This is a genomic window from Paenibacillus sp. D51F (genome assembly GCF_053345695.1).
Window position 1 is genome coordinate 403891 of record NZ_JBKFAO010000002.1, and the last position, 24066, is coordinate 427956.

The following is a 24066-nucleotide window of genomic DNA, read 5'->3' on the forward strand; positions in this document are numbered from 1 at the left end:
CTCTTACAATGGCTCTATCACCAATCGGGAGGATCATATGCTGACTGCAGCCATTCACGGATTTCTGCTGGCGCTTGGGCTCATTCTGCCTTTAGGGCCGCAAAATGTGTTCATTTTCAATCAAGGAGCCTCTCAAGCCCGGTTCGCCCGGGCGCTGCCCGCCATCATCGCCGCCGGACTATGCGACACGATGCTCATTCTGCTCGCCGTATGGGGCGTCTCCGTCATCATCTTCGACAATCAGGAGATCAAGATCATCCTTTATCTCGCCGGCATTTTCTTCCTGATGTATATGGGCGCCGCGTCCTGGAGAACCAAGCCCGCCGTCCCGGGCGCGGCAGCCGGCGGCGCGATGCCAGCCCAAAAGCAGATCGCCTTCGCCGCATCGGTCTCGCTGCTGAACCCGCATGCCCTGCTCGACACCGTGGGCGTCGTCGGCACAAGCTCGCTCGGCTACGCCGGTTATGAGAAGGCCGCCTTTACGATCGTCTGCGCGGCCGTCTCCTGGTTCTGGTTCATCGGCCTTGGCGTTGCCGGCAGATCGGCGGCGAGGCTGGATTCATCCGGACGAATGCGGACGGGGATCAACCGTATTTCCGCGCTGATGATGTGGGGAACTGGCGTCTATATGGGCTGCGTTCTGCTGTCAGACCTCTTTTGAACGGCTTGAAAATCGAGCCACCAGCGACGACGGCCGATACGAGATGGAATTCGTTCCGGTCTACGACCGCTGCACGGAGACCAAGCTGCTGAAGATCGACACGAGCTGCCGTCAGATCTTCGGCCTTCATGCCTCCTGCCAGGCATCCGTCATGACGACCGGCCTGATGATGCCGTCCTCCACCCGCATCCGGTCGATGCAGACAATCCGGCTGCCGGGATCGCGGTCGCCGATGATCCGGCGATGGTACACGATCAGCCATTCGTCCTCTTCCGGCAGATGCAGATACCCGTGATGGCCCGGACCTTCGGCGACCGGCGGCTGGCTCTCCAATATCGTCCCCTTGTTCTCGAACGGTCCCAGCGGACTGCCGCTTGTGCCGTATGCGACGCGGTAAGTGCCGTTGGTCCAGCCGCCCATCGACCACATCAAATAATAGAGGCCGTCCTTCTTCAGCATGCAGGGTCCCTCCACATACCCCGGCGGCGTGATGGAAAGGATCTCCTCCCCGCCTTCAAGCGGCTCGAAGCCGGTCATCTCCTCATTCATGCGGGCCGCGTTGCAATGCTTCCAGCCGCCGTAGTAGAGATAGACCGCTCCATCGTCGTCCTTGAACAGATGGGCGTCGATCGGCTGCGCCCGATGAACGAAGCGGTCTACGAGCGGCCGGCCGAGATAGGCCCGGAACGGGCCTGCCGGACTGTCCGCGACCGCTATCTCCAAGCCTCCGGTCTCCTCGTCCGACTGGATGTCGTTGCTGGCGAAGATCAGATAGTACTTTCCGGCGCGCTCGATGATCGTAGGCGCCCAGACCGCCCTCCAGATATGCGGGAAGCCTTCCATCTCGACAATGCCTTCATGCTTGTGCCAGTGGATCAGATCGTCGGAGCTGAATGCGTCCAGATTCATCTGGTCGGTGTAGGCCGTGAAGGAACGGGTCGCGTAGATCCAAAACTTGCCTTCATAGATCCGGGCTTCCGGATCGGCATAATAACCCGGTATGACCGGGTTCACGATTCCTCTCATGCATGTCTCCTCCTTCAACGGAGGCATCCCCTCTTTTCGGGCGGATGCCCCTTCAGGTTCAGCCGATCCTTAACGATAGCGGACAACCAGATCCATCGGATACCGGCCGGCGTTGCGTCCATACAGGGCGAGGCCGCCCTCCGCAGCCCTCAGCTCCAGCTTGAAGCGGCGGGCTGAGTTCAGCTTGGCCGCCAGCCTCGGCGGCAGTGATGCCCGGCACAGGTAGCCATAGGAACCGGCTTCGTCCAGCTTGTTGTCAACGGGCTGATGATGCCAGGAGAGAATGCCGCGCGCGTCGGCGGGATCGTCCGGCAACGCGAAGCTCGCTGCTGATTCGCCGTCGATCAGCACCTCGACCCGGGATTCATGCTTCTGTTCTCCCGTCATGGGGTAGCTGTTCATGTTCCATTCGGCGTCCGCCGAATCCCCGTGCATATAATTGATGTCGGTCCGCTGCTCCTTGCCGCCTTCGCAGTTGCGGGCGAGCAGCCGCTTGGAGCTGGCTTCGAACCAGATGTCCACATCCGTGATCAAGGCATGCTCTCCGGAATCCGGCAGCACCGCGTCAAAGACGAACGAGCCTTCCTTGCCTCCGTTCTGCTTGTGGCCGCCGATCGCCTCCCATTGATAAGCGAAGCTGTGCTCCGAGAACGAGCCGACCGGAATGCTGAGCGTGCCGCCGTCCGCTCCGTATCCGCCGCCCTGCTGCCCGCTCCGGACGTCGAACGAAGTGAAGTTCCGCGTCACGACCGTCCCTTGGCCGTCCACGAGACGCAGGCCAAGGATCGCCAGAGCGTCGCGCTGCGGCATCGTCAGAACGAGCGGCTGCAGCTCGGAGGTTCCGTAGCCGTCCCATTGCAGCTGGACGGCGCCGCTGCTCTCGACCCGGCGGACCCCGAGCTCGTCATAGGCGAGCTCCCATTCCAGCGTCAGCCCCTCGCCATGATAGCGGTCCGAGAAGCTGGAGCGAAGCAGCGGAACCGTCGCCTCCGCTCCGGCATCCACCGTCACGCACGGAGCGGCATCCACGACGATGAAGTCTGCCGCATGCAGGTCGCGCAGCGTCATGCCCGGCACGATGCCATCATAGCCGAAGTCTTTGGCCGAGCCGTCCAGCCGATAGTAGCCGTTGAATTCGTTGGTGACGTCACGGAATTCCGTGAACACGAAGCCGCACAGCTTGTCGTGGCGCCGGAACTCGTTGAGCATGTACCGGTAATGCCAGGCCAGGTCGCTGTCGCCGGCCCCTCCCTCGATGCCCCATACGTTGCCGCATTCGCTGTTCATCAGCGGCGCGTCCGACTGCTTGTTGCCTCCGATATAGTTCAGCTCCGACCCCGGGAAGGTTCCGGCGGCGACATGCTCCAAGTGGTCGCGCAGCTGCCGGTAGCCGTTGATGTAGAAGTGCCAGGTGTTGATATCCGATTCCACATGGTCCCAGTTGCACGGGGAGTTGTCTTCCACGATGCGCGTCGGATCGATGCTTTTGGCCCACCGGTAGCGCTCCCTGACCCACTCCTGCGTCTCGGGAAGGTACAGCTGCCGCTGTTCCGCGTCTCCCGTCACGGATACCGTCCTGCTGTCCGTTTTCAGCCCCCAGGTTTCATTGAACATGACCCACGAGAAGATGGACGGATGATTGAAATCCCTCTGGATCGTCTCCAGCGCTTCGCGCTCATACGACGCCCGAGCCGTCTCGTCCGGATCGCCCCAGAAGCAGGGCATATCCTCCATGACGAGAATGCCCAGCTTGTCGGCCCAATACAGCTTGCGGGGCTCCTCCGGCTTGATGTGGATGCGGACGAAGTTCAGGCCTAGCCGCTTCATCATATAGATCTCGTCATGCATGTCCTGGTCGCTCGGATAGGTGAAGTAGCCGCTCTTGTGATAAGCCTGGTCGAGCGTTCCGTTCAGATAGACCGGCTTGCCGTTCAGCGTCAGCCAGCGGTAGCCGCGCTCCCCGAATCGGGCCGTTCCGATCTCGCGGATGCCGAAGTACGTGGACACCCTGTCCTCTCCGGAGAGGGAGGTCAAGGTGATGGCCCCTTCGTACAGATGAGGCGTTTCCGGGCTCCACAGCTGCGGCTCCGCTACTTGGAAGGACACCGAGACTTCATTGTCGCCCTTCTTCAGCTGATGCACCGATTGAGCCGTGACGCAGCCTTCCGCGAAATCGAGCGCAAGCCGCGCTTCGCCATCCTGTGCGGCGCTGATGCGCGCGTTGATCTTCACGCGTCCATCTACGAAGGTATGGAATTCCGCATTCTGGATATAGGCCTCGGGACGGGCTTCCAGCCATACCGTCTGCCAGATGCCGCGAATTTCTCCATAGCCTTGCTTGCCTCTCGCCTGGTGGTTATGATCCTCATCCTGCGCGCGCACGACGATCACGTTCTCTTCCGCAGTCTTCCATGCAGAGGTAACATCGAACTCGAACGTGCCGTATCCGCCTTGATGGGAACCGGCATGCTCCCCGTTCACCCAGATATCGCATTCGTAATCTACCGCGCCGAAGCGGAGGAACACGAGGGAGCCGGCTTCCGAGGGAGCCCAGCTTGCTGTGCGGCGATACCATCCGGTACCCTTCACGTTCTCCCCGATTCCGGATAAGGGACTTGCCCATGAAAACGGTACCATAATGGTCGAGCCGAAGTGGCTCTCATCCTTGAACTGCCAGGCTTCCGATGCGCCTATTCCTTCCTGATCCAGCCGGAAAGACCAGGATCCGTTGAGATTGAGCCAATCGCCCCGTTCCCAATCCGGGCGGGGATATTCAGGACGGGGAATCATGAGGCCTGCATGGGCGGTTAAGGATTCAAGCATTCGGCACACACCTTTCGAATGGGAATTGATCCCATTCTAGCAGGTATATATTAATTAGGCAATGTACATTATGGTTTTACAATATATCATATTCCTTGTAGACTGAAGCTATCCATTTATGTAAAGGAAGCGTTGACATGAGCGAAACGAAACAGGAACTGATCCGCTTTCCGGCTTCCCGGATGATCGACGTGGCGAAGGCTCTCTCCAGCGACGTCCGGCTGCGAATTCTGGAGGCGCTCGGGGAGAAGGCGATGAGCGTCAGCCAGCTGGCGGAGGTGCTCGGCGCGGCGCAGCCGACCATATCCATCAACGTGCAGACGCTGGAACAGGCCGAGCTGATCGCTTGCCGCCAAGGTTCCGCCCGGGAGAAGATCTGCTCGGTCAATTACCGCTCCATCCTGCTGGAAATGCCGGCCAGAGCCGGCGATGCCCTGCACCGTACGGAACAAATCCGCATGCCGATCGGCATGTTCTCCGCCTGCTCCGTCCAGCCGCCTTGCGGCATGGCTTCACGCGACGGCTCCGGAATCGGATCGCCGGACGATCCGAGGGTTTTCTACATGCCGGACCGCATTCATGCCTCCGTGGTATGGTTCTCCGGCAGCGGGAGCCTCGAGTATCGCTTCGCCAATCCAATGCCGCCTGGTACCGAGCTGGAGGAAATCAGCCTGACAGCGGAGCTGTGTTCGGAGGCGCCGGGCTTCCGCGAAGACTGGCCCTCCGACATATCGCTCTATATGAATGATCTGCTTGTCGGAACCTGGACGAGCCCAGGCGATTTCGGCGACCGCAAAGGCCGGTTCACGCCGGAGAAATGGCGGGGCAATACCGAGTATGGCCGACTGACGGAATGGAAAGTAACCCGTACGGGAAGCCTGATCAATGGAGCTCCTTGCGGAGACCTTTCCATCGATGCCTTGGGGCTTTCCTTCAGCGAGCCCGTCCGCATCCGCTTCGAGATCGCCGAGGATGCCGCCAACGCGCGTGGACTCAACCTGTTCGGCTCGGACTTCGGAGACCATGCTCAGGACATCGTTCTTTCCTTTACAAGAAAAGCGGATCCGATGGAATAGCTGAAAGACTCCGAGCTCTGCTCTGTCTTTCATTCGTGCAGGTTGTCCTCCTTGCCCTGCCCTTCTGTTCCAGATGAACTCAGCCAAAAAGGCCGCAGCGTCCGCTGCGGCCATTGCTTTTGATTAATGGCGTTCCGGATTGCGGCTTCTCATGCCCGCAAGGCCGAACAGGCCAAGCAAGCCGAGCCAGCCCCAGTTGGAGCCGCTTTTGCCGGTAGCGGCCTTGGCCGTGTAATTTCTGGCGGCAAAGTTTGTGTGGTAGCTGTTGTTCCGGTAATCATTCATGCGGGTGCCGTCCAACCCGGTTCCATACGAGGAGACGCCATTCATTCCGTAGCCGGTGCCGGTGCCGGTGCCGGTGCCGGTGCCAGTGCCAGTGCCAGTGCTAGTGCCAGTGCCGGTGCCAGTGCGGTTCAAGCCTGTTCCGTACGTGCTCGGATAGCAGGGAGTGGCGTTCAACCCGACTCCGTTCGTGCCTGCACGTTTCATGCCCATGTCGTTCATGCCCATGTCGTTCATGCCCATACGGTTGACGCCCTTGCCGTCCATCATGTTCGTCCCAGCGGCATGGTAACAATCGGCATTCATTCCCCGTTCAGTATTCCGCATCATATCGTTATTGTTGGCGAATGCGGGACTGGCGAGCGTTCCGGCGATGCCGGCTGCAGCCACGAGCGTAAGAGCGAGCTTTTTCATTGGTTGACCTCCATTTGATCTTATAATAGCGAACACAGCTAGGTTGCCCTCCGCGATAGCCGCTATGCATGGGTGAATCCGGCATGTCTCCTGCGCTTGTGCCGGTCTTCCATGGCCAATGGATTCAAATGGATGCAAAAAACCGCCACGGCAAGCGGCGGTTTTTATGTCCCTCTTTTACTCCCACTTAAAGAATCGCCGTCCTAAATGTCAAGCTGTCCATAAAGGAATTCAAGCGGCTCGCGCCTTTAGGTCCTCTTCATATACGCGCGGACGGTGATCGGAGCGAATATGGCGACGATGACGGCCGCCCCGATAAGCGAGAGGCTTAGATCCCAGCCCACGGTCCCGTTGTTGGCCAATTGCCGGACAGCGCTGACGAGATGGGTGATGGGATTGATCTTCACGAAAAATTGCAGCCAGTTCGGCATCGTGTCGACCGGGACGAAAGCATTGGATAGGAAGGTCAGCGGGAACAGCACGAGCATCGAGATGCCCTGAACGCTGGATGCGGTGCGCGCGATGACGCCGAAGAAGGCGAAGATCCAGCTGATTGCCCAGGCGCATGCGATGACCAGCAGCGCGGCAAGGACGATGCTCCCCAGGCCGCCCTCGGGCCTGTAGCCCATGATGAAGCCCATCGTGAACGTAAGGACAGTTGCGATCGTATAGCGGATCGTATCGGCGAGCAGCGCTCCCGCCAGCGGCGCGATGCGCGCGATCGGCAGCGATTTGAACCGGTCGAATACGCCTTTGTCCATATCCTCCCGCAGCTGGACGCCGGTGACGACAGAGGTACCGATGACCGTCTGCACGAGGATGCCGGGAATGATGATCGGCAGGTAGCTCGCCACATCGCCCGATATGGCGCCTCCGAATATATACGTGAACATCAGGGTGAAGATGATCGGCTGAAGCGTGACGTCGAACAATTGCTCCGGCGTGCGCTTGATCTTCAGCAGCCCCCGGTAGGCCATCGTGAGCGAATTGCGGATCGTTTGGCCCAAGCTCGTATGGTTTTTGAGCGTGCGTGCGGTTGGTTGGCTCATGCCGTTGCCTCCTTGCCCGAAGCGGCTTCCACTTCCTGTTTGGCCTCATGGCCTGTAATCGTCAAAAACACCTCGTCGAGCGTCGGTTTCTGCACGCTGAGCTCCGACAGCGATATCTCCTCTGCGCGAAGCTCGATGAGCAGGTCGGTGATGACATCGGCGTTGGCCATCGGCGCGGTGATTTTGCCGGCTTCCGACGACAGGACGGATGCGACGCCGAGCACGCGGTCGACGATCCTTCTGGCGCTGCCGATCTTGAGCGTATTCTCAAGCTTCAGATGCAGCGATGAGGTGCCGACCGAGGCTTTCAGCTCGTCGACAGTGCCTTCGGCGACGACGCAGCCCCGGTCGATGACCGCGATCCGGTCTGCCAGCTGATCGGCCTCGTCCAGGTATTGTGTCGTAAGCAGCACCGTCGATCCCGTTTTCACGAGGCGGCGGATCGTATCCCACATTTGCGTGCGGGTGCGCGGGTCGAGGCCGGTCGTCGGTTCGTCCAGGAAGATGAGCGGCGGCTGCGCGATGAGGCTTGCCGCCAGATCGAGCCGCCTGCGCATGCCGCCGGAGAAGTTTTTGAGCGGCCTTCTGGCCGCTTCCGTCAAGCCGAATTCCTCCAGCAGCTCCTCCGCCTTGCGCTTCGCCTCCTTGCGTCCGAGCCCCAGCAGGCGGGAGAAGATCACGAGATTCTCCGTCGCGCTGAGCGACTCGTCGACCGACGCGTACTGCCCGGTCACGCCGATCAGCTGGCGGACGATCTGGGCTTCCTTCACCGTATCGTGGCCGAATATTTTCGCCGATCCGGCGTCGGCTTTAAGCAGCGTGGCCAGCATGCGGATCGTCGTCGTCTTGCCCGCTCCGTTCGGCCCGAGAACGCCGTAGATCGACCCGGCCCGCACGTTCAGATCGACTCCGTCCACAGCCCGGTTGTCGCCGAACGTCTTGACGAGCCCCCTGGCCTCGACAGCCCATTCTCCTTTGGGCTCTTTCCTATCCTTATGGTTCACAGCAGGTTCCTCCTCCAAATGATTCTGCATGAAGGATAAAACATCTCTGTGAACTGAATGTGAACCGGGGCGGAATTCATTGAATTTCAACGGATGCAAATAAAGTTCTCCCGGAATGCCAAAAAACGTGCCGACCGGGTTCATCCTGAATCGATGAACAGGTCGAGCACGCTTGTCGGTAGGATTCCTTTTACAGCCGGCCCTTCATAGGATCCGCCGCCAGCATGCGGTAAAGGGTATCGAGCAGCCGATGGGTGCGGTCGCAGCTGTATTCCCAGAACATGATGCCGGCAAGGCCCTTTTCTTTTACGTATCGCGCTTTGTTCTGCAGGGATTCGGCATCTTCATAGCTGATGAAGGTGGACCCGTCGAACAAATAAGGCGCCTTGGCCTCGTCGTCCCAGTGCCGGATGAATCCGTTTTTGCCGATATAGTCCGACTCCAAGGCGGTGTAGTCGGGACCGTAGCCTCCGGAGGAAGCGGCCATCTGCAAATAGCCGTCATTGCGGTCGGGCACTCCTTTCCACATGCGCGAGTAGAAGGCCGCCCCGAGCACCAGCTTCTCCGGCGGTACGCCGGCTTTCATGAAGATGGTGGCGGAAGCATCCGCGCTGATGCGGAACAGGTCCCCGGTGGACGTGAACAGATTGGCATGATGTCCGGTAAGGGTCTGGAACCCGCCCCGCATGTCGTACGTCATGAGCTGGACAAAATCCAGATAGATATGCGCTTTGTCCATTTCCGTTCCATCCACGTAATACTGGTCGGCGCCGGCAGCGATCGTGAGCAGATAACGTCTGCCCGCGGCCTCGCCCGAGCGGTCCAATGCGGTCCGCGTTTCCTTCAGCAGCAGCGTGAAATTGGCTTTGTCGTCCGGACTGCTTGCGATGCCCGCCTGGCCGTAGCAAGGATACTCCCAATCCAGGTCGATGCCGTCGAAGCCGTACTTGACTGCTATTCTCGCTGCCGATGCCGCGAACCGCATCCGCCCTTCCCCGGTCGCAGCCGCCTCCGAAAAGCCCCCCGCTCCCCACCCTCCGACAGAAAGCAGGATGCACAGCTCCGGATTGTCCCTTTTCAGCTTGGCGATCACGCCGGTATTTTCCCATGGCGGCATTACGACTTCATCGTTCTGGACGTGACCGAAGGCAACGAACAGATGCGTCAGCTTGCCGGCATCCTCCCGCGTCACGAGAGAAAGCGAGGACAAGCCGACATAACCCCCGAGCACATGGTTGCGGTTGCTCATTTCCCGTCCTCCTTGTCTGGCTGCTCCCAGCCTATCGTGACGATCTCGGCCGGACGGAGCAGCATGTCGATCGTTCCGTTCCCCAGTTCTTCTCCGCGCCGCTCGAGAATATCGCTTCGATAAGCGGCGCCTCCGGCTGCGAGCTCCCGCACCGCCAGCGCCCGGCTGGTGCGGGACAGATTGTACCAGCGCATGACCGGGCTGCCCGAAGACTCGGCAATTTTGAGCGATGAGAACGCAATGGCTTCTCCCGACCAGGCGAAGAAGGCATGAGCCGCAGGGAGCTCGCCGGCATGCGCTTCGGTCTGGCGTACGGTCCAAGGCGCCTGGTACTGGTAAGCCTCGATGATGGCGGCATGCATGTGGGCGGGCATGTCGCCTTCGAGCCCGGACCCGCTGGCGCTGCCGGAATGGGGAATGATCAAGTATTCCGCTGCCTGCTCTCCGATGCACTGGGCTTCCGGAGTGGGGAACACTCCCCAGTCGCCGAGCTCTCCGGTTGCGCGGAGCAAAGTAACCGCAATCGTGGCAGCATTCGGCGCTCCCAGAATTTCGTATTCGTTCAGCCCGCGATTGGCGATCGTAATCCCGCGCTCCCTGTCGGCTACGGACACGAACGCCTGCTGATGCTGGCAGTTGCTCGGATTCCTCCACTCTGCTGAAGGCCTGTTAGGCCTCTCGACAACCTCAAATACCGAGTCCGCATAATGGGATTGAGAGGCCAGGCCGGTCGGAAACAAGACCCGAAGCCTGTGGTCCTTGGCTTGATTGTCGAACCGGATCTGGACGGAGACTCCCTTGCCGTTCCGCTCCAGCGACACCAGAGTGCGGATGACGAGCGGCAGCATGCGGGAGGAGCGGCCCGAGCGGCGGCTGGTGAACCACACCATCTCCCTTCGCTCCTCGTCCAGAAGCTCGTCTCCGGATGCCGGAATCTCAAGCCGATGAACGATCTCGACAGCAGCGCGGAACGGCGTATCCTCGGCAACCCGGATCTGGGCCGGAACGCCGCGGGTCGTGATCCGAACGTCGCCGGGCGGCTGCCGGTACATGTACTCGTTGCCGATGTCGCCGGTATTCTCATATACGCCAAGTCCCCGGTATTCATGTCCCGTCGCGATTTCCTTCACGGACAGCGAGCCGTCCTCCTCGATCTTGACGGACAGCACTCCGTTCTCCATCGTATGGCGGGCGGTCAGGAGCGACGATCCCGCTGCAGCCGCAGCGCCGGCGCGCCGGACAAGCGCATACGATTTGTAGCCGAGCGCCGGCACATCGTCCGCCTCGAACGTCAAGAGCGCGCTCCGTGTGAAATAAGGCTGCCTGAACCGGTCTTCCGGGAGATCGTAGCCGAAGCCGATTCCCTTGTCTTCCAGACGGAACGGGATCTCATGCCCTTCAGGGTCCACGAGCGCCAGGCCATCCAGCGGGACGGCCCTCAGCCTCGACTTCGTTTCCTCCAGGTCTCCATCCCGGAAGTAGCCCCTTGCCAGCTGCATCTGTGCCGTAATGACCCCGGTCCGGCTCCAGCCGGTCGTGTTGGCCGCGACGAGCGGCAGCGGATTGCTCCCGTAAGCTTCGAAAATGCTCGTATCGATGCTCGCGCCAAGCGCCTCCATGCTGGCGTCGATGACCGACTCGGCGACATGCCGGCTCTTATCGAAGCGGGTCACCATCTCGCGGTGCACCTCGTCCACGCTGCAGCCGCAAATGCTGTCATGCGGATGATTCTGCATCAGCGTTTTCCATGCGTAGGTCAGCAAATGATGCGGATAAGGCGTTCCCCGCATATGAGCGAGCGCTGCCAGAGGCTCGGCCGCTTTTTCAAGCAGAGCCTGGCATCGCTGGTTCATCTGCTTGATGTAGACGCGGGATGACGCCGTATTCACGAGCGTCGACCAGCCGTCGGTATGCTGGCTGCGCAGCTCGCCGCGGATGACCGACAGCCCTTCCGGCAGCTCTGCGGCGACGGCGTCCAAATAATCCTCGAAGCCGGTATGGACAAACCTGATCTCGGGATACAGCTTGCTTGCTGTCCGCAGCGCCTGCGGCAGGTCCGTCTGCACCGGCTGATGGTCGCAGCCGTTCATCAGCAGCAGATGAGGCGTCGACGCGTACCGGGCCGCTTCAGCGATTTTCTTGTCCCAATATGGCTGCGCCGCTTCGGCCTCTGCAGGGATCTCATTGCCGTTGCTGTACCAGTTGGCGAACAGGATGCCGAGCACGCGCGATCCGTCGGGGGCTTCCCAGAACATCTCGGAGTAAGGCGACTCGTACGCCTGCGTCTCGATCACCTCGTTGTTGAAGCCCGTAGGCTTGACGCCGCGCCCGAAGATGGCGTTGCCGATATCGGCCTGCCGGAGCAGCTGCGGCGCCTGCCCTACATTGCCGAACGAATCCGGGAAATACCCGATTCTCGTGACGGCTCCGTAAGTCCGGGCATCGCGGTGGCCGATGAGCAGATTGCGCGCATTCGCCTCGCTGCTCGTCAGGAATTCGTCCTGGAGAATGTACCAGGGCCCTATATGGATGCGGCCTTCGGCGATGAGCCGCTCCAGCTGCGTCTTCTTTTCCGGCCTGATCTGCACGTAATCCTCGAGCATGATCGTCTGGCCATCCAGATGGAAGCTCCGGTAATCGGCATCCCGCTCCAGCGTCTCAAGCAGCGTATCCATCAGCTTGACCAGCCGGACATGATGCTTCTCGTACGGCAGGTACCATTCCCTGTCCCAGTGCGTATGGGAAATGACATGCACGGTTTTTGGCTGCGGCATCTGCAATAACCTCAATTCTATCGTTGTATCGATGATGTCTTGGAATTCAGCCGACAAGGCCCGTGCGCTCCACGCTCTCGACAAAATAACGCTGCACGAACAAATACAAGATCAGCAGCGGAGCCATCATGAGCAGCACGCCGGTGTTGAGGAGCATCGACTGGTACACCGGATCCGGCTCGGCGCCGACCGCCACGCCCATGTCCATCAGGCCGGTCGACAGCACCTTCACCTTGCTCAGGAACAACGAGACGTAATAGCTGTCGTTCCACTGCCAGACAAAGGAGAACAGCAGCACGGTCACGACCGCCGGAACGGCGTTCGGAAGCATGATGCGGTAGAACGTCTTCGCCACGCCCGCTCCGTCGACGAGCGCAGCCTCTTCGATTTCCTTGGGAATGCCGCGGAAAAACTGGCGGAAGATGTAGATGTACAATCCGTTTTTCAAGCCCATAGCCGTCGCGGATGAGATGATGAACGGCCAGAACGTGTCGATGAGATTGAAGCTGCTCCTGTTCGTAAGCAGTCCGACCAGCCCCAAGCCGTCGAAGTACCGGTAGGTCAAGTACAGCGGAACCATGATCGTCTGCGGCGGCACGACGATCGTGAAGATGACGAGGCCGAACACGAGGCTGCTGCCGGGATATTTCAGTCTCGCGAAGGCGTATGCGGCAAGCGCGCAGGCCATCAGCTGCACGATCGTCGTCCCGCCTGCCAGGAGCAGCGTATTGAGCAGCGTCGAGAAGTAATCGGTCGATTCCATCGCCACTCTGAAGTTCTCCAGCGTAAAGTGGCGCGGGATCCACAGCACGGTCGGATCATAGATGTCGACCTTGCTGCGGAAAGCGACGGAGAGCCTGAGGAACAGGGGGAACAGGATGATGAAGCAGAAGCCGGTCACGAGCAGCGCCCTGACTATCTTCCAGACCCAATTCTTCGCTTTTTCCAGCGGATTGTACCGGATGACGAGCTGTTCGGCGTAAGCGGCCGGCCGCTTCACGGCGTTTGGCTTCCCGTCAGTCATAATAGAACACCTTCCTCGAGATGATGGCCGTCGAGCCGGCCAGGATGACGCCGACAACCGCGAAGTAGATCCAGGACATCGCCGCGCTCAGTCCGAATTCGAACTGCCGGAACGCCGTCTCGGAGATCAGGACGTTGATGTCGTTGCTGCTGAAGGAATCGATGATGGAGTACACCAGATTGGTCAGAATGAGCGGCGTCATCATCGGAAAGGTGACCTTCCAGAAGATTTCGTAGCCGGTAGCGCCTTCGATGCGGGAAGCCTCGTAAAGCGACGGCGAGATGGATTGCAGGCCCGCTAGGAAAATAAGGATCTGGACGCCGGACGAGCTGATGATTTCATAGATCCGGTCGACGGCGCCCGTAATATAATCGACGATCCACGGAGCGAAGCCCGAGTCCAGCATCGTCTTTTTCAGCTCGAAGCTTTCCAGCAGTCCGGAAGCCCCGTCCCCGGCCGACGAAGCCGCCGAGCCGACGAAGCTGCTGATGTCGAGATTCGCGATCGCGCTTGAAGCGAGAATGACCGGCAGGAAGAAGATCGCCCGGGCCAGAGCGCGCCCGTGGAACTTCTGGTTGAGCAGCACGGCGGCGAACAGGCTGAAGATCAGGATGACCGGCACGTTGACGACCATGTTGGCGACCGACTCCGTCAAGGCACGGGGGAAGTCCGCATTGGACGTGAACAGGCTGCTGTAATTCGTCCAGCCTCGGTGGCGGACGGAGAACCCCTCCGCCACAAGCTCGATGGAGCTCAAGCTGAAGCGGAACGACTGGATCATCGGCAAAATAAAGAGCATGATCATGCCCAAGAGGAGCGGCAGGCTGAAAACAAAGCCCCACATCGCCTTGGCCTGCGTCAGCTTCAAAGGTTTCCTGAGCATGCTGTCATCCACCGCCTTGCCGGTAGCCGAGGGCGGCGATTGGCGCGCCTTCGACCTGAACCTCGAATTTGTTGTAGTTGACGATGATCGTGACCCCGTTCTCGAACGTCGTCCGGAACACCTGATCGGCCAGCTTGCGGTGATCCGCAATCGCCATGCCCCGGACATTTTTCAAGAATTGGTTCGCTTCCGCATACAGAGACGCAGACTCCTCGAGCCAATCAGCGTAATGGAGGGAGTAAAGTCCGTCATAACGCGTCCCTTTGACCGAGGAAGACGGGCTGTAAGACCATCGGTAGTAGAGATTCGAGCCCGTTTCGAGCGCCTTGAGCATCGCGAAGCGCGGATCCATCCGCTCGTCCGCATTGAACGGCGTTCCTGCGAGATCGTAATAGCCGTGAAGTGCGATTTGATAGAAGGGGACATCCTCGTCGGTGATATTCGCGCGGCTGCTTCCGGTCGGTGCGTTGACGACGATGGACGCAAGCGGCAGGCTGTAGCCGTTGCCGCCGTTCACCATGACGTCTATCGCTTGCTCCTTGAACCGCTTCACCGCCTCCGTCCCGGCAGTCCTCGCTTCCTGCCTGCTGGCCGGATGCGAGGGATTGAAGTCCGAATGGACTTCATCCCCGAGATCCCTCAGCGATATCCCATCGATGCCGAGCCGCCCGTAGGCGCGGAGAAAGCGGTCGACCAGCCCGCTTGCCGCCGTCGGGGACAGCAGATAATGGGAAAATGAGCTCATGTCCTTTACATGCGCGACCGGATCGTAGTCATAGATTTTCGCCTGCCGCGTATCCAGGAAGGAAGCGGCCTTAGCGGGCTTTTCATAGGCTTCCAAAAACGCGACATCGGGATAAAAGCCGATTCCGTTCTGCCGTGCGTAGGCCGCCAGCTCCTGGAGCCCTTGGCTTCCTCCAAGCGCGCCGACCGGCGTGATCTTCGAGGGCGAGTCGTGGCGGATGCCCCCGTTGAACCAGCCCGCATAACGGAGGGCGATATTCTCCACTCCCCTCTCCTTCAGCATGCTCAGCATGTTCTGCGCCTCCCGGTAGGAAGTCAGCGGCACGGTCGATTCATAGGGGATGCCGAGAAACGAGCGCCGGTCCGTTATGGCGCCCGCTACTTCCAGCAGGAAAGGCGCGTCCGTTTGCGGTCTTTTCTTCAGGTCGTATGCCTTGACCAGCAAGTCCCTGTAGTGGGCGGCCATCCCGCTGTAGCTCGCTGCGGCTCCGCCGAGGAAGCCGTAGCGCACCTGCAGGTCCCCTTGATGGGATGCCCGCTGGAACATCGGCACCGAGCTGCTCTTCGTGCCCGACGTCATCGTATAGAAATCCATGGACACGATCCGGAATTTCGGGCTCACCGTGTTGTAGGAGTCGTTCCGCCCGCCGATATCCGCCGTTATGTCCGCCATGGCGTCCCCGCCTTCAATCATGCCGAGAAAGGCGTGGTCGTTCTGCTTCATGCCGTATACCGGCAGACGCGTCGTTTCGTTCCGCTGCACCTTCTCCTCGACGTCGAACGCGCTGTCCTCTCCGTATACCGGCATGATGTACGGCTCGGCGTTCAGCTTGCCGTTGTTGAGATGAATGAGCGCGCCCGAGCCGTCAGGGACGAATATATAGCCTTCCTTCTTCTCATCCGCAGCTCCAAAATATTTCAGCACCTGCAGCGAAGCGATCGGATATGTCTTCGTGAACTCAAGCTCCGAGGCGGGGACGCGCACGAGCAGATGCTCCCCGTCGAGCTCGTAGTGAAGCGGAACGGTGAATTCCGGCTTGTCGGCCGAGGCGGCGCTCCCTGCCCTTTCTCCGTTGTCGCGCGCCGCTTCCTCCGCGGTATAGCCGATCGAGGCCAGCTTCTCCGACAAGGCCTTGAGCGAGTAATCCTGGAGCTTGCGGATTTCGTACACCTGCTCCGCCTCGATGTAGCGGAACTTGTAGCCGACATCCTTCCGCTCGGCTTCATCGGCGATTTTGGCCAAAATGGCCTGCTCGAACCGCTCCTTGCCGATTCTGCGCGGGATATTGCCGTAATCCGAGGACACCATGCCGATCCGGTACAGGATCTTCAGTCCCCGATCCGTCTTCTCGATCGTGAACTGGTTCTTCTGCACGCTGTCGGTGAAGCTGTTCATGCTGTTTCTCTGCCCTTTGTCATTGTAGTAGTCCAGCAGCACCTGCGACGCCAGCTCGGCCTTGTACAATCCCGACGCCTTGGGATCGGAGTCCCTGGCGGGAGGATTCGAGAACCACGCATAGCCGTCCCGCTTATCCTTCACCGCGATCTCGGCGGTAGCCCTGTTGACATAGAGCGCCAGCGTTCCGTTGTCCGCCGCCGGCTCCATGGCCGCCAGCGCGGCCAGCTCCTCCTTCGTATTCGCCGACAACAACTGGCGGTCCGCCGGCGCAGCCTCTGCTGTTCCAATAGCCGCCGTTGCCGGCACCGCGGATGGCGCGGATGAGGAGGAGCTTCCGGCCTTCAGCACCGTTGCCTTCGATTCTCCGACGGACGCAGAGGACGAGGCGCTTATAGCGGACTCGGCCGGCAGCTTGTCATCCGTGCCGCGTCTCCAGCTCCCCAGCCCGGCGATTCCCCCGAGCAGCAGGCCGGCGCAGAGCAGGCCCGCCGCCGTTTGTTTCCATTTCGTCACGGCGATCCCTCCTTCCATAAACAACATCGAAAAACGGATGGCTCTTCAGATCGCTGTTGAGCGGATTGCTTCTAGATTTATAACCACCATGCGGAGCAGGCGGAGTGATTCTGGAGAAGCGTCAGCGCTCGCCTTTAAGCCCGGATTTCCCCTGCAAGGGAATCGTTCCAAGAAATCCGGACTTAACAGCGATCGGAAGAACACTCCGCTTGCGCAGCGATTGAACACTCCGCTTGCGCAGCGATTGAACACTCCGCCTGCGCAGCCGCCTACCTAGTAGCGGAACGACAATTCCTTGTAGATCGACACGGCGAAGGACAGCATCTGCTGCAGCATGCTGAAGAACAGCACGCCAAGGAACATCAGAATCCCGATCACGACCAGCGTCAGCAGCATCGTCACGACCGTTTTGGCGGCGGAGTATTGATGGACGGTCATCGTGCCGACGAACAGCAGCCAGACGAACCAGATCATCGCGATGGCGTCGAGCAGATAATAGAACGAGCTCTCGTCTGCGGTGATGATCCGGCTGTACAGCAGCTGCGGCATGTAGACGACCACAAACGGCATCAGCGCATAACCTGTCGCGGTCACGATTTCCCTGAACTTCCCTTCACCGTCCATAAGGGTCGTCAGCGACCAGTTGGCCACGCACCAGAGCGCGAACGGGAGCAGGATGAACTTCAGTTCGTCCAGGCTGTTGAACTCTCTCGGGTTGCTGCCGTTCACGACAAATCCGCTGTACTGCGCCTTCAGGATCGCAAAAAAGGTGAGCAGCAGCAGGATGCCGAGCGCGACCTTGACCCTGCCCTTCTGCTCGAATTTCATCTCCCAGAAGCCGTTGAACGGATGTGTCATCGTATAGAACGGATTGCGGATGATGCCGATTTCCTCGTAATGCCGGCCTGCGAAACGCCGCCTTCCGATGCGGACGGCAGCCATCGCGACGACGGCGGCAGCGCCGATCCCGAGCACGATCTTGCCGAAATGATCCAGCACGTATTCCTGACGATAGCGCTTGAACGCTTCCGAATAATAGTCCCGGCTCCCGCCGAGCTTGAAGTAGGCCATCGCTTCGCGGCTCTCGTCGCGCTTCAGAAGGGATTTCCCGAGTCCGATATAGGCGACGTCCATGTTGGCGTTCATCCGCAGCACTTCGCTCCAAGCCTTGCTTGACGCCTCAGCCTGGCCATTGTAGAGCGAGACGACGGCTTCGCGGATCATGCTGCCGTACCGCGTAGGCTCGAATACGGAGATGCGGGCGTTGTCCTGATCCAGCACCACGGCCCGGTCTCCCAGCATGTCCAGCGCCGACGGGGTGCGGAACTTGTCGCGCTGGCTGCCGAGCCCTCCGAATTCATACAGCAGGTTGCCGTCCTTGTCGTAGGCGAATATCCGCCCGCGCTTACTATCCAGCACGCTGTACATGCCGCCTTCGTCGGCCGCTACGTCGACGAGGATCGAGCTTCCCGGCGTACTGCCTGCATCCGGCGCATAGACGTCTCCCTTGGGCGGAAAATAGCCCCGGCTCCGCAAAATATCCGCGCCGGCCGGGTTCAGCCGCTTCAGCGGCCGATCGGCGTTCTCCTCCGACGTCGTCGTATACAGGAAGCCTTCCTCGTCCAGATCGAGATTGTTGAATTCCAGCGGCACGAACAACGCCATTTGATCCCGCTGAGCCTTCGTCGAGATCCGCTTCCAGAACAGATCGGCGGGGGAGAACTTGACCCGGTTCGTTCCGACGAAGCTTTCGAACGCGCCGTCCGAATCGAGCTCGATGATCCCCTCGTAGGAGCCCCGGCTGACGACGTAGATGCGGTCGGCCCGATCGACCGACACTTTGACGGGCGTGTACTGGAAGCCTTGGCGCAGCAGCGTCGACTGCGGCGCCCCGATCTCGCGGACCCACGCTCCCTCGGCCGTCAGCTCGACCAGTCTTCGATTGCCCGTATCCGCCACGTAGATGCGGCCTTTCTCATCCGCGAACACGCCCTCCGGCTGCTTCAGCGAATCCTTCGCCCCTCCGCGATCGAAGGACGATACGATCCGCTCCACCCGGAATTCCGCATCCAGGACGACGATCCGGTTGTTCCCGGTATCCGCGATATAGAGCCGGCCTCCCGGTCCGGCGAACAGATCCCTCGGCGAAGAGAAGGAGGCGATGCCGAGCTCGCGTCCGCTCACGGTCCGCTGCAGCACGTAAGGGCTTGGCGCAGGCGCGGCCTTCCCCCAATAGTCATACGTATAGCTGTCCGCCGGTTCGGCTGACGCTGGAGCGGCGGCCGCTCCGGCCAAGAGCGCCAGCATGAACAGCAGCGCGATTGTTCTCCTCAAGCAGCTCCCCCCTGTCAATCCTTCAGTCCGGATGTGGACATCGTCTGGATGATGTTGCTTTGCGTAATGATGAACACGGTGACGGGAACGAGCAGCATGAGCAGCGTGACCGCCGCCACCGGCCCCGTCCGGACAAGCCCGCCGCTTGCGATTTGGCTGAACACATAATCGACGGTTTTCAGCTGCTCGCTGTAGATGTATTTGTGGCTCGTCACGGAACCGTTCGTCCATAGGGCTTGCAGCGAGAAGATGATCAGCGTCAGCCAGGCGGGCTTCACCATCGGCATTACGATCTGCCAGAAAATGCGGTACTCGCTCGCGCCGTCGATTTTGGCCGCCTCCAGCAGCGCGTCGGGAATGAGCTCCATGAACTGCTTCATGAGATACAGCCCCAGCGTCATGCCGAACGCCGGCAGCATGATCGCCCAGTAGGTATTGATCAAGCCGAGCCAGGATATGGTCATGTAGTTCGGAACCTGCGTCACGTAGGAAGTGAACATCAGGGACAAAACGACGACGCCGAACAGGAGGCTCCGCCCGGGAAACTTGATTTTGGCCAGCGGATACGCCGCAGCCGATGCCAGCACGACATGCCCGGCCGTGCCGATAACGGCGATCAGGAACGTATTGAACACGTAGCGGGAGAACGGCACCCACGAATCCGCGAAAATGCCGCTCAAATCGCTGAAATTGCGGAGCGTCGGATTGCGCACGATCAGCTTCGGCGGAAACTGGTAGATTTCGCTGATCGGCTTGAACGCATTGCTGACCGTGAACACCAGCGGCAGCGACATGAACACGGCTACGGCGCCGATGAGCGCGAACAGGAACAGGTCGACGCCCCAGGAACGGTTCAGCCGCTTGGCCGCCTTGGCTTTGATGATCGCCATCTATTCGCCCACCTTCCTCAGCAGCCTCTGGGTAACCAGGTTCGTCAGAAGCATGATCGAGAACAGCGTGGTTGCGATCGCGGAAGAGTAGCCCATCTCGAATCGGATCGAGCCGTAATCGATCAGATGGGTGACGATCGTATGCGCGGCGTAGTCGACGCTCGGAAAGCCGATCAGATAGATCGAGATCTCCGCGACGGAGAAGGCCATGGATATCTGGATGACCGCGCCGAACAGCAGCTGCGGCCGCATGGCCGGAAGAGTGATGAACCACAGCTCCTGCCAGCGGTTGCGGATGCCGTCGATGGCGCCTGCCTCGTACAGCGTCCGGTCGACGCCTTGCAGGCCGGCGATGAACGCCAGGAACGACGTTCCGAGACTGAGCCACAGCTGGACGAGGATCAGGATGCCGAGCATGTATCTCGGATCCTGCAGCCACTGGATCGGCTCGAGGATGAAGCCCCATTTGATAAGGAATGAATTGGCAAAGCCGTAGGAGTCTCCAGCGAACAGCAGCTGCCAGATCAGGTAGGTATTGCCTGCGATGGACGGGGCGTACAGCACCAGCGTCAGCACCGCGCGCACCTTGGGCGGAAACTCGTTGATCAGCCAGGCGAACAGAAAACAGGCCATATAGCTGATCGGTCCGGTAATCGCCGCGAACAGCAGCGTATTTTTGACCGCGATCAAAAAGATGTCGTCCTGAACGAACAGCCGCTTGTAATTGTCGAGGCCGGCCCATTGCGGCGGCTCCAGCATATTGAAATGCGTGAAGCTGAGCGCCAGCGACATGACGACGGGAACGACGGTAAAAGTAAGGAAGATGAGAAAATACGGCGCCATCAAAATATAGGCGTGCTTCGTTTTCCTCATTTCGACGGCCGTTCTTTTGAACGGCGCCAGCCAGGCAGCATCAGGCTTGGAGTTGTTGAGCTCGACAACCGTTTTTATGACGATCCCCTCATTTCTTGTAGGGAAGTTTGAACTCTTTCCGCTTAAGCGTGATTTCTTCGTTCATGTAGCGTACGTAGTTGTCCATGGACTCCCTGGCGTCATCCCCCTGGACGACGACCCTGCGGAACGCGTTGTCGATATGCCGGCCGGTCAAGTAACCCCCTGGCACCTCGGGTATTCCGCGCACCCACTTCATCTGCTCCTGCAGCATGGCGAAATCCGCGCTCGGCCATGGGAGCTGCGACAGAGCTTCGATGTTGGCTGTCGGATAACGCGCCGACGTGCCGAGGCGGATCTCCATCTGCCTGCCGAAGGCAAGCTGGATATCCGGGCTGGTCCACCATTTCATGAACGTCCAGGCCGCATCCTTGTCCTTGGCATGCTTGAACATGACCGTCGACGAGCCGCCGCTTCCGGTTTCCCGCCGCACGCCTCCGGAGGCCGTCGGAGTGCCGGGAACGGGGGCGAATTCCCACAAGCCCTTGATTTCGGGAGCGAACACGCTCAGCTTGTTGTACATCGTATAATCCGCGATTCCGATCGGCATCTCGCCCGTTCGGAAGCGGTTGGCGAAATCGACGCTGATCGGCAGCTTGTAGTTCACATAGAGATCCGTCCAGGTTTTGAAAGCCTGGATCGCCGTTTCCGAATCCAGGCCGGAAGCCTGTCCGTCCTCGGAGTAGAACCGGCCGTCATTCTGGTAGAGAAGCATGGCCAGAGACGGGCTCGGCGGCAGCGTCATAATGTCGGTCGTCGCAATGTCGTTGCCGAACATATTGAGAGGCTTCTGCGGCAGCCCGAACTCCAGATTATGCTTCTGCAGACGCGGAATCAGCTCATACAGGTCATCCCAGGTTTGCGGAATGCTCTCCTTCAGCTCATCCACCACAATGTCGCGGCGGTAGAACAGCATCGGGAACGTCATCTGCTCCGGCAGCGCGTACACCTTGCCGTTGTACGCATACGGAACCATGGCGCTGTCCAGGAAGCGGGACCGGACGTCGCCAAAATCGGGAAACGCCGACAGATCCTGGACCGCATTGCGGGTGGCGTAATTGACAGGCGTCTCGTTGCCCATCTGCAGCGCCACATCGGGCCCTTTGCCCGCTACGGTCGCCGGCAGCACGACGTCGGAGGAGACGAGCTTCAGGCTGACGCGAATGCCGGTTTTGGCCGTGAAGCTGTCGTCGATAAGCCTTTTGACGACTTGCGCCTGGTCGCGGGCGGAGGTGATCCACACTGTGACCGATCCGCTGCTGTCATCCTCGCTCGAGAAATCGTCATAATTTTCCGTAAACGAAGAGAAGAACGATTGAAAGCCGGCCTCAAGCTTTTTCCAGGCCGAAGCCTTCGGATCCGGCAGCTTGGCATCCGGCGTGCTTACGAGCAAGTAGTCGATGGCGAGCGGCTGCTCCTTGAACGAAAACAGCCAGTCTCCCAAGCCTCCGACATTCGTCTTGAAGCGGTCGATCCGGGAGGGCACAGACTCCGGCTTGCGCGCCATGTCTTCAAGCTGGTAAGCCAGCGTATTGAGCATGGCGGTGCGCTCGCTGCTCTCCCCGCCCGGGCCTTCGACGACCGCTGCGACCTCGCGCAGCAGCTTGCTTTGCTTCCGGAACAACGCTGTCATGTCCGGTATCCGTTCCTCCAGCTGATAATCGCGGAACGTGTCCGGAACGGTGCCGGTGAAGCTGATGATCTGCCGGTACATCGCATTGAGCTCGAGAATGCTGGATTCGACGACACGTATGACTGGCGCCATCTCGCCGAGCGTCGCCTCGAGCCTGACGCTGTGGGCGCCTTTCTTCAGATAGAACAAGTACGGACTTCCGGGGCTTTTCCCGATTACGTTCATTTGCCAGTCGCGGCCGTAAGGGAAAGCCACGCTCTTCGCCTCCGCAAACGGAACCTTGCCGTCGATCGACAGCGTACGGAGCGCGGATTGGCCGCGCAGATAGTTTTGACGGTTCTTGAACGCGATCTGGTAGAGGCCGTCCTCAGGCGCATCCACTTCCCATTCGATCCATTGGCCCGGCATTCTCCATGACCATGCGCCGATGGCGTTGTTGCGGAGCTTGGAGACATGGAAAGGCTCGACGAGCGGGCTGGAGCGGTCGTTATACGGCAGCAGCGTCGGCGATGACTTGAGGGACGCATGCTCTCCTTGGATCTTAAGCATCACATCCGGGACGCTGCGGAGCCCTTCCTCCTTATATTGAGCCGCCGCCTCTTCATAAGACGGCAGCAAGTCTTCGCTTGTCAGCTGGATCGAATCGATCGTGAGCGGCTCCTTGACCGATCTCAGCGAGAGGGTATGATTCCCTTTCGTGAAATGGAACAAGTACGGCTCGGTGTAATAACCCGTCGTATCCTTGAGAAGCGTCTCCCTCCAGCCGGATACTTCCAGCTGTCCGGGAATCAGCTCGTTGCCCCGGTCGTCCCGGGTAAAGTCGTTCGTATCGTTCTTCCAGCTTCTGGCCAGTACGATGCTTCGGGCTTCGGAGAATGGAAGCTTGCCGTCGATAAGCAGCTCCCGTTCGATATCCGACTCTTTTCCTGTTGGCGTGTCGTAGTTCAGCCGCAGATTGTACAGCCCTTCCGCAGGGACCTCGAAGCGCCATTCCACCGTTCCGGACTCCCCGGTTACAATCGCCTTCCCTGGCCGCCCGGCCGCGTCGTCCGCCAGCGAGACCTGCATATTCTCGGCTTTTATGTAGCTTTCGCCTTCAATCGTCAAGCCGGCTTGACCGGTCGACGCTCCTGCTGGAAATTGCGAGCGGTATTCGTCGTAGCTTCCTTTCCGGTAAGCCCCCTCCATCTGGACGCTTTCCAGCGATCGGGCCGTTCCGGATGCAGCCGAGGCGGTCCCGGCATCGGGCTTGCCCTGCCATGAAAGCAATGCCGCGCCTGCAGCAGCGAGCAGGACGGTTACGAGTGCAGTGCGGATGATCGGCCGCCGCATGGCCT

Annotated in this window: 16 protein-coding genes; 2 read left to right on the plus strand and 14 right to left on the minus strand. The window is 60.0% G+C overall.

Annotation, left to right across the window (positions count from 1 at the left end; translation table 11 throughout):
- Window positions 1-37 precede the first annotated feature (37 nt).
- Window positions 38-661 (plus strand): LysE/ArgO family amino acid transporter, encoded by a 624-nt coding sequence (locus ACLBWT_RS05600; RefSeq protein WP_447662054.1) that lies wholly within the window; start codon window positions 38-40, stop codon window positions 659-661.
- Between the two features lie 126 nt (window positions 662-787).
- On the opposite strand, the gene ACLBWT_RS05605 is transcribed toward ACLBWT_RS05600, so the two are convergent.
- Window positions 788-1687 carry a glycoside hydrolase family 43 protein gene (locus tag ACLBWT_RS05605; protein WP_447662055.1) on the minus strand — a complete coding sequence of 300 codons (900 nt, stop codon included), beginning with the start codon at window positions 1685-1687 and terminating at the stop codon, window positions 788-790.
- 69 nt (window positions 1688-1756) lie between these two features.
- Window positions 1757-4510, minus strand: a complete 2754-nt coding sequence (locus ACLBWT_RS05610) for a glycoside hydrolase family 2 protein (RefSeq protein ID WP_447662056.1) — start codon at window positions 4508-4510, stop codon at window positions 1757-1759.
- A 137-nt stretch (window positions 4511-4647) separates the two neighbouring features.
- On the opposite strand from ACLBWT_RS05610, the gene ACLBWT_RS05615 reads away from it, so the two are divergent.
- Complete coding sequence (locus tag ACLBWT_RS05615) at window positions 4648-5586, plus strand: ArsR/SmtB family transcription factor (RefSeq protein ID WP_447662057.1); 939 nt, start codon at window positions 4648-4650, stop codon at window positions 5584-5586.
- A gap of 123 nt (window positions 5587-5709) precedes the next feature.
- Here the strand turns inward: ACLBWT_RS05615 and ACLBWT_RS05620 are convergent, their stop codons facing one another.
- The 12 genes from ACLBWT_RS05620 to ACLBWT_RS05675 form a co-directional block, all read right to left on the minus strand.
- Entirely contained in the window at window positions 5710-6282 is a 573-nt protein-coding gene (locus ACLBWT_RS05620; protein ID WP_447662058.1) for a WGxxGxxG family protein, read from the minus strand.
- A gap of 248 nt (window positions 6283-6530) precedes the next feature.
- Window positions 6531-7331 (minus strand): ABC transporter permease, encoded by an 801-nt coding sequence (locus tag ACLBWT_RS05625; protein ID WP_447662059.1) that lies wholly within the window; start codon window positions 7329-7331, stop codon window positions 6531-6533.
- Window positions 7328-8335: an ATP-binding cassette domain-containing protein gene (locus ACLBWT_RS05630; protein ID WP_447662060.1), complete on the minus strand. Its 1008-nt coding sequence runs from the start codon at window positions 8333-8335 to the stop codon at window positions 7328-7330. The genes ACLBWT_RS05625 and ACLBWT_RS05630 overlap by 4 nt, the downstream gene beginning before the upstream one ends.
- 190 nt (window positions 8336-8525) lie before the next feature.
- Complete coding sequence (locus ACLBWT_RS05635; RefSeq protein ID WP_447662061.1) at window positions 8526-9584, minus strand: glycoside hydrolase family 18 protein; 1059 nt, start codon at window positions 9582-9584, stop codon at window positions 8526-8528.
- Window positions 9581-12358: an alpha-mannosidase gene (locus tag ACLBWT_RS05640; RefSeq protein WP_447662062.1), complete on the minus strand. Its 2778-nt coding sequence runs from the start codon at window positions 12356-12358 to the stop codon at window positions 9581-9583. Before ACLBWT_RS05640 ends, ACLBWT_RS05635 begins: the two co-directional genes overlap by 4 nt.
- Before the next feature lie 46 nt (window positions 12359-12404).
- On the minus strand, window positions 12405-13382 hold the full coding sequence (locus ACLBWT_RS05645; RefSeq protein WP_447662063.1) for a carbohydrate ABC transporter permease: 978 nt from the start codon (window positions 13380-13382) through the stop codon (window positions 12405-12407).
- Window positions 13375-14265: a carbohydrate ABC transporter permease gene (locus tag ACLBWT_RS05650; protein WP_447662064.1), complete on the minus strand. Its 891-nt coding sequence runs from the start codon at window positions 14263-14265 to the stop codon at window positions 13375-13377. Before ACLBWT_RS05650 ends, ACLBWT_RS05645 begins: the two co-directional genes overlap by 8 nt.
- Window positions 14266-14269: 4 nt before the next feature.
- Window positions 14270-16921 (minus strand): DUF5696 domain-containing protein, encoded by a 2652-nt coding sequence (locus ACLBWT_RS05655; protein WP_447662065.1) that lies wholly within the window; start codon window positions 16919-16921, stop codon window positions 14270-14272.
- A gap of 273 nt (window positions 16922-17194) precedes the next feature.
- Window positions 17195-19255: a YIP1 family protein gene (locus ACLBWT_RS05660; RefSeq protein ID WP_447662066.1), complete on the minus strand. Its 2061-nt coding sequence runs from the start codon at window positions 19253-19255 to the stop codon at window positions 17195-17197.
- 14 nt (window positions 19256-19269) lie between these two features.
- Window positions 19270-20145, minus strand: coding sequence for a carbohydrate ABC transporter permease (locus tag ACLBWT_RS05665; protein WP_447662067.1), 876 nt, complete (start codon window positions 20143-20145; stop codon window positions 19270-19272).
- On the minus strand, window positions 20146-21018 hold the full coding sequence (locus tag ACLBWT_RS05670) for a carbohydrate ABC transporter permease (RefSeq protein WP_447662068.1): 873 nt from the start codon (window positions 21016-21018) through the stop codon (window positions 20146-20148).
- A gap of 88 nt (window positions 21019-21106) precedes the next feature.
- Complete coding sequence (locus ACLBWT_RS05675; RefSeq protein ID WP_447662069.1) at window positions 21107-24061, minus strand: extracellular solute-binding protein; 2955 nt, start codon at window positions 24059-24061, stop codon at window positions 21107-21109.
- Window positions 24062-24066: the final 5 nt, after the last annotated feature.

Bases quoted from the DNA above. Each gene is read 5' to 3' on its own strand.
- ACLBWT_RS05665 (WP_447662067.1), bottom strand. From the start codon at position 20,145: ATGGCGATCATCAAAGCCAAGGCGGCCAAGCGGCTGAACCGTTCCTGG.
- ACLBWT_RS05600 (WP_447662054.1), top strand. From the start codon at position 38: ATGCTGACTGCAGCCATTCACGGATTTCTGCTGGCGCTTGGGCTCATT.
- ACLBWT_RS05620 (WP_447662058.1), bottom strand. From the start codon at position 6,282: ATGAAAAAGCTCGCTCTTACGCTCGTGGCTGCAGCCGGCATCGCCGGA.
- ACLBWT_RS05605 (WP_447662055.1), bottom strand. From the start codon at position 1,687: ATGAGAGGAATCGTGAACCCGGTCATACCGGGTTATTATGCCGATCCG.
- ACLBWT_RS05640 (WP_447662062.1), bottom strand. From the start codon at position 12,358: ATGCCGCAGCCAAAAACCGTGCATGTCATTTCCCATACGCACTGGGAC.
- ACLBWT_RS05615 (WP_447662057.1), top strand. From the start codon at position 4,648: ATGAGCGAAACGAAACAGGAACTGATCCGCTTTCCGGCTTCCCGGATG.
- ACLBWT_RS05625 (WP_447662059.1), bottom strand. From the start codon at position 7,331: ATGAGCCAACCAACCGCACGCACGCTCAAAAACCATACGAGCTTGGGC.
- ACLBWT_RS05610 (WP_447662056.1), bottom strand. From the start codon at position 4,510: ATGCTTGAATCCTTAACCGCCCATGCAGGCCTCATGATTCCCCGTCCT.
- ACLBWT_RS05670 (WP_447662068.1), bottom strand. From the start codon at position 21,018: ATGAGGAAAACGAAGCACGCCTATATTTTGATGGCGCCGTATTTTCTC.
- ACLBWT_RS05675 (WP_447662069.1), bottom strand. From the start codon at position 24,061: ATGCGGCGGCCGATCATCCGCACTGCACTCGTAACCGTCCTGCTCGCT.
- ACLBWT_RS05645 (WP_447662063.1), bottom strand. From the start codon at position 13,382: ATGACTGACGGGAAGCCAAACGCCGTGAAGCGGCCGGCCGCTTACGCC.
- ACLBWT_RS05650 (WP_447662064.1), bottom strand. From the start codon at position 14,265: ATGCTCAGGAAACCTTTGAAGCTGACGCAGGCCAAGGCGATGTGGGGC.
- ACLBWT_RS05635 (WP_447662061.1), bottom strand. From the start codon at position 9,584: ATGAGCAACCGCAACCATGTGCTCGGGGGTTATGTCGGCTTGTCCTCG.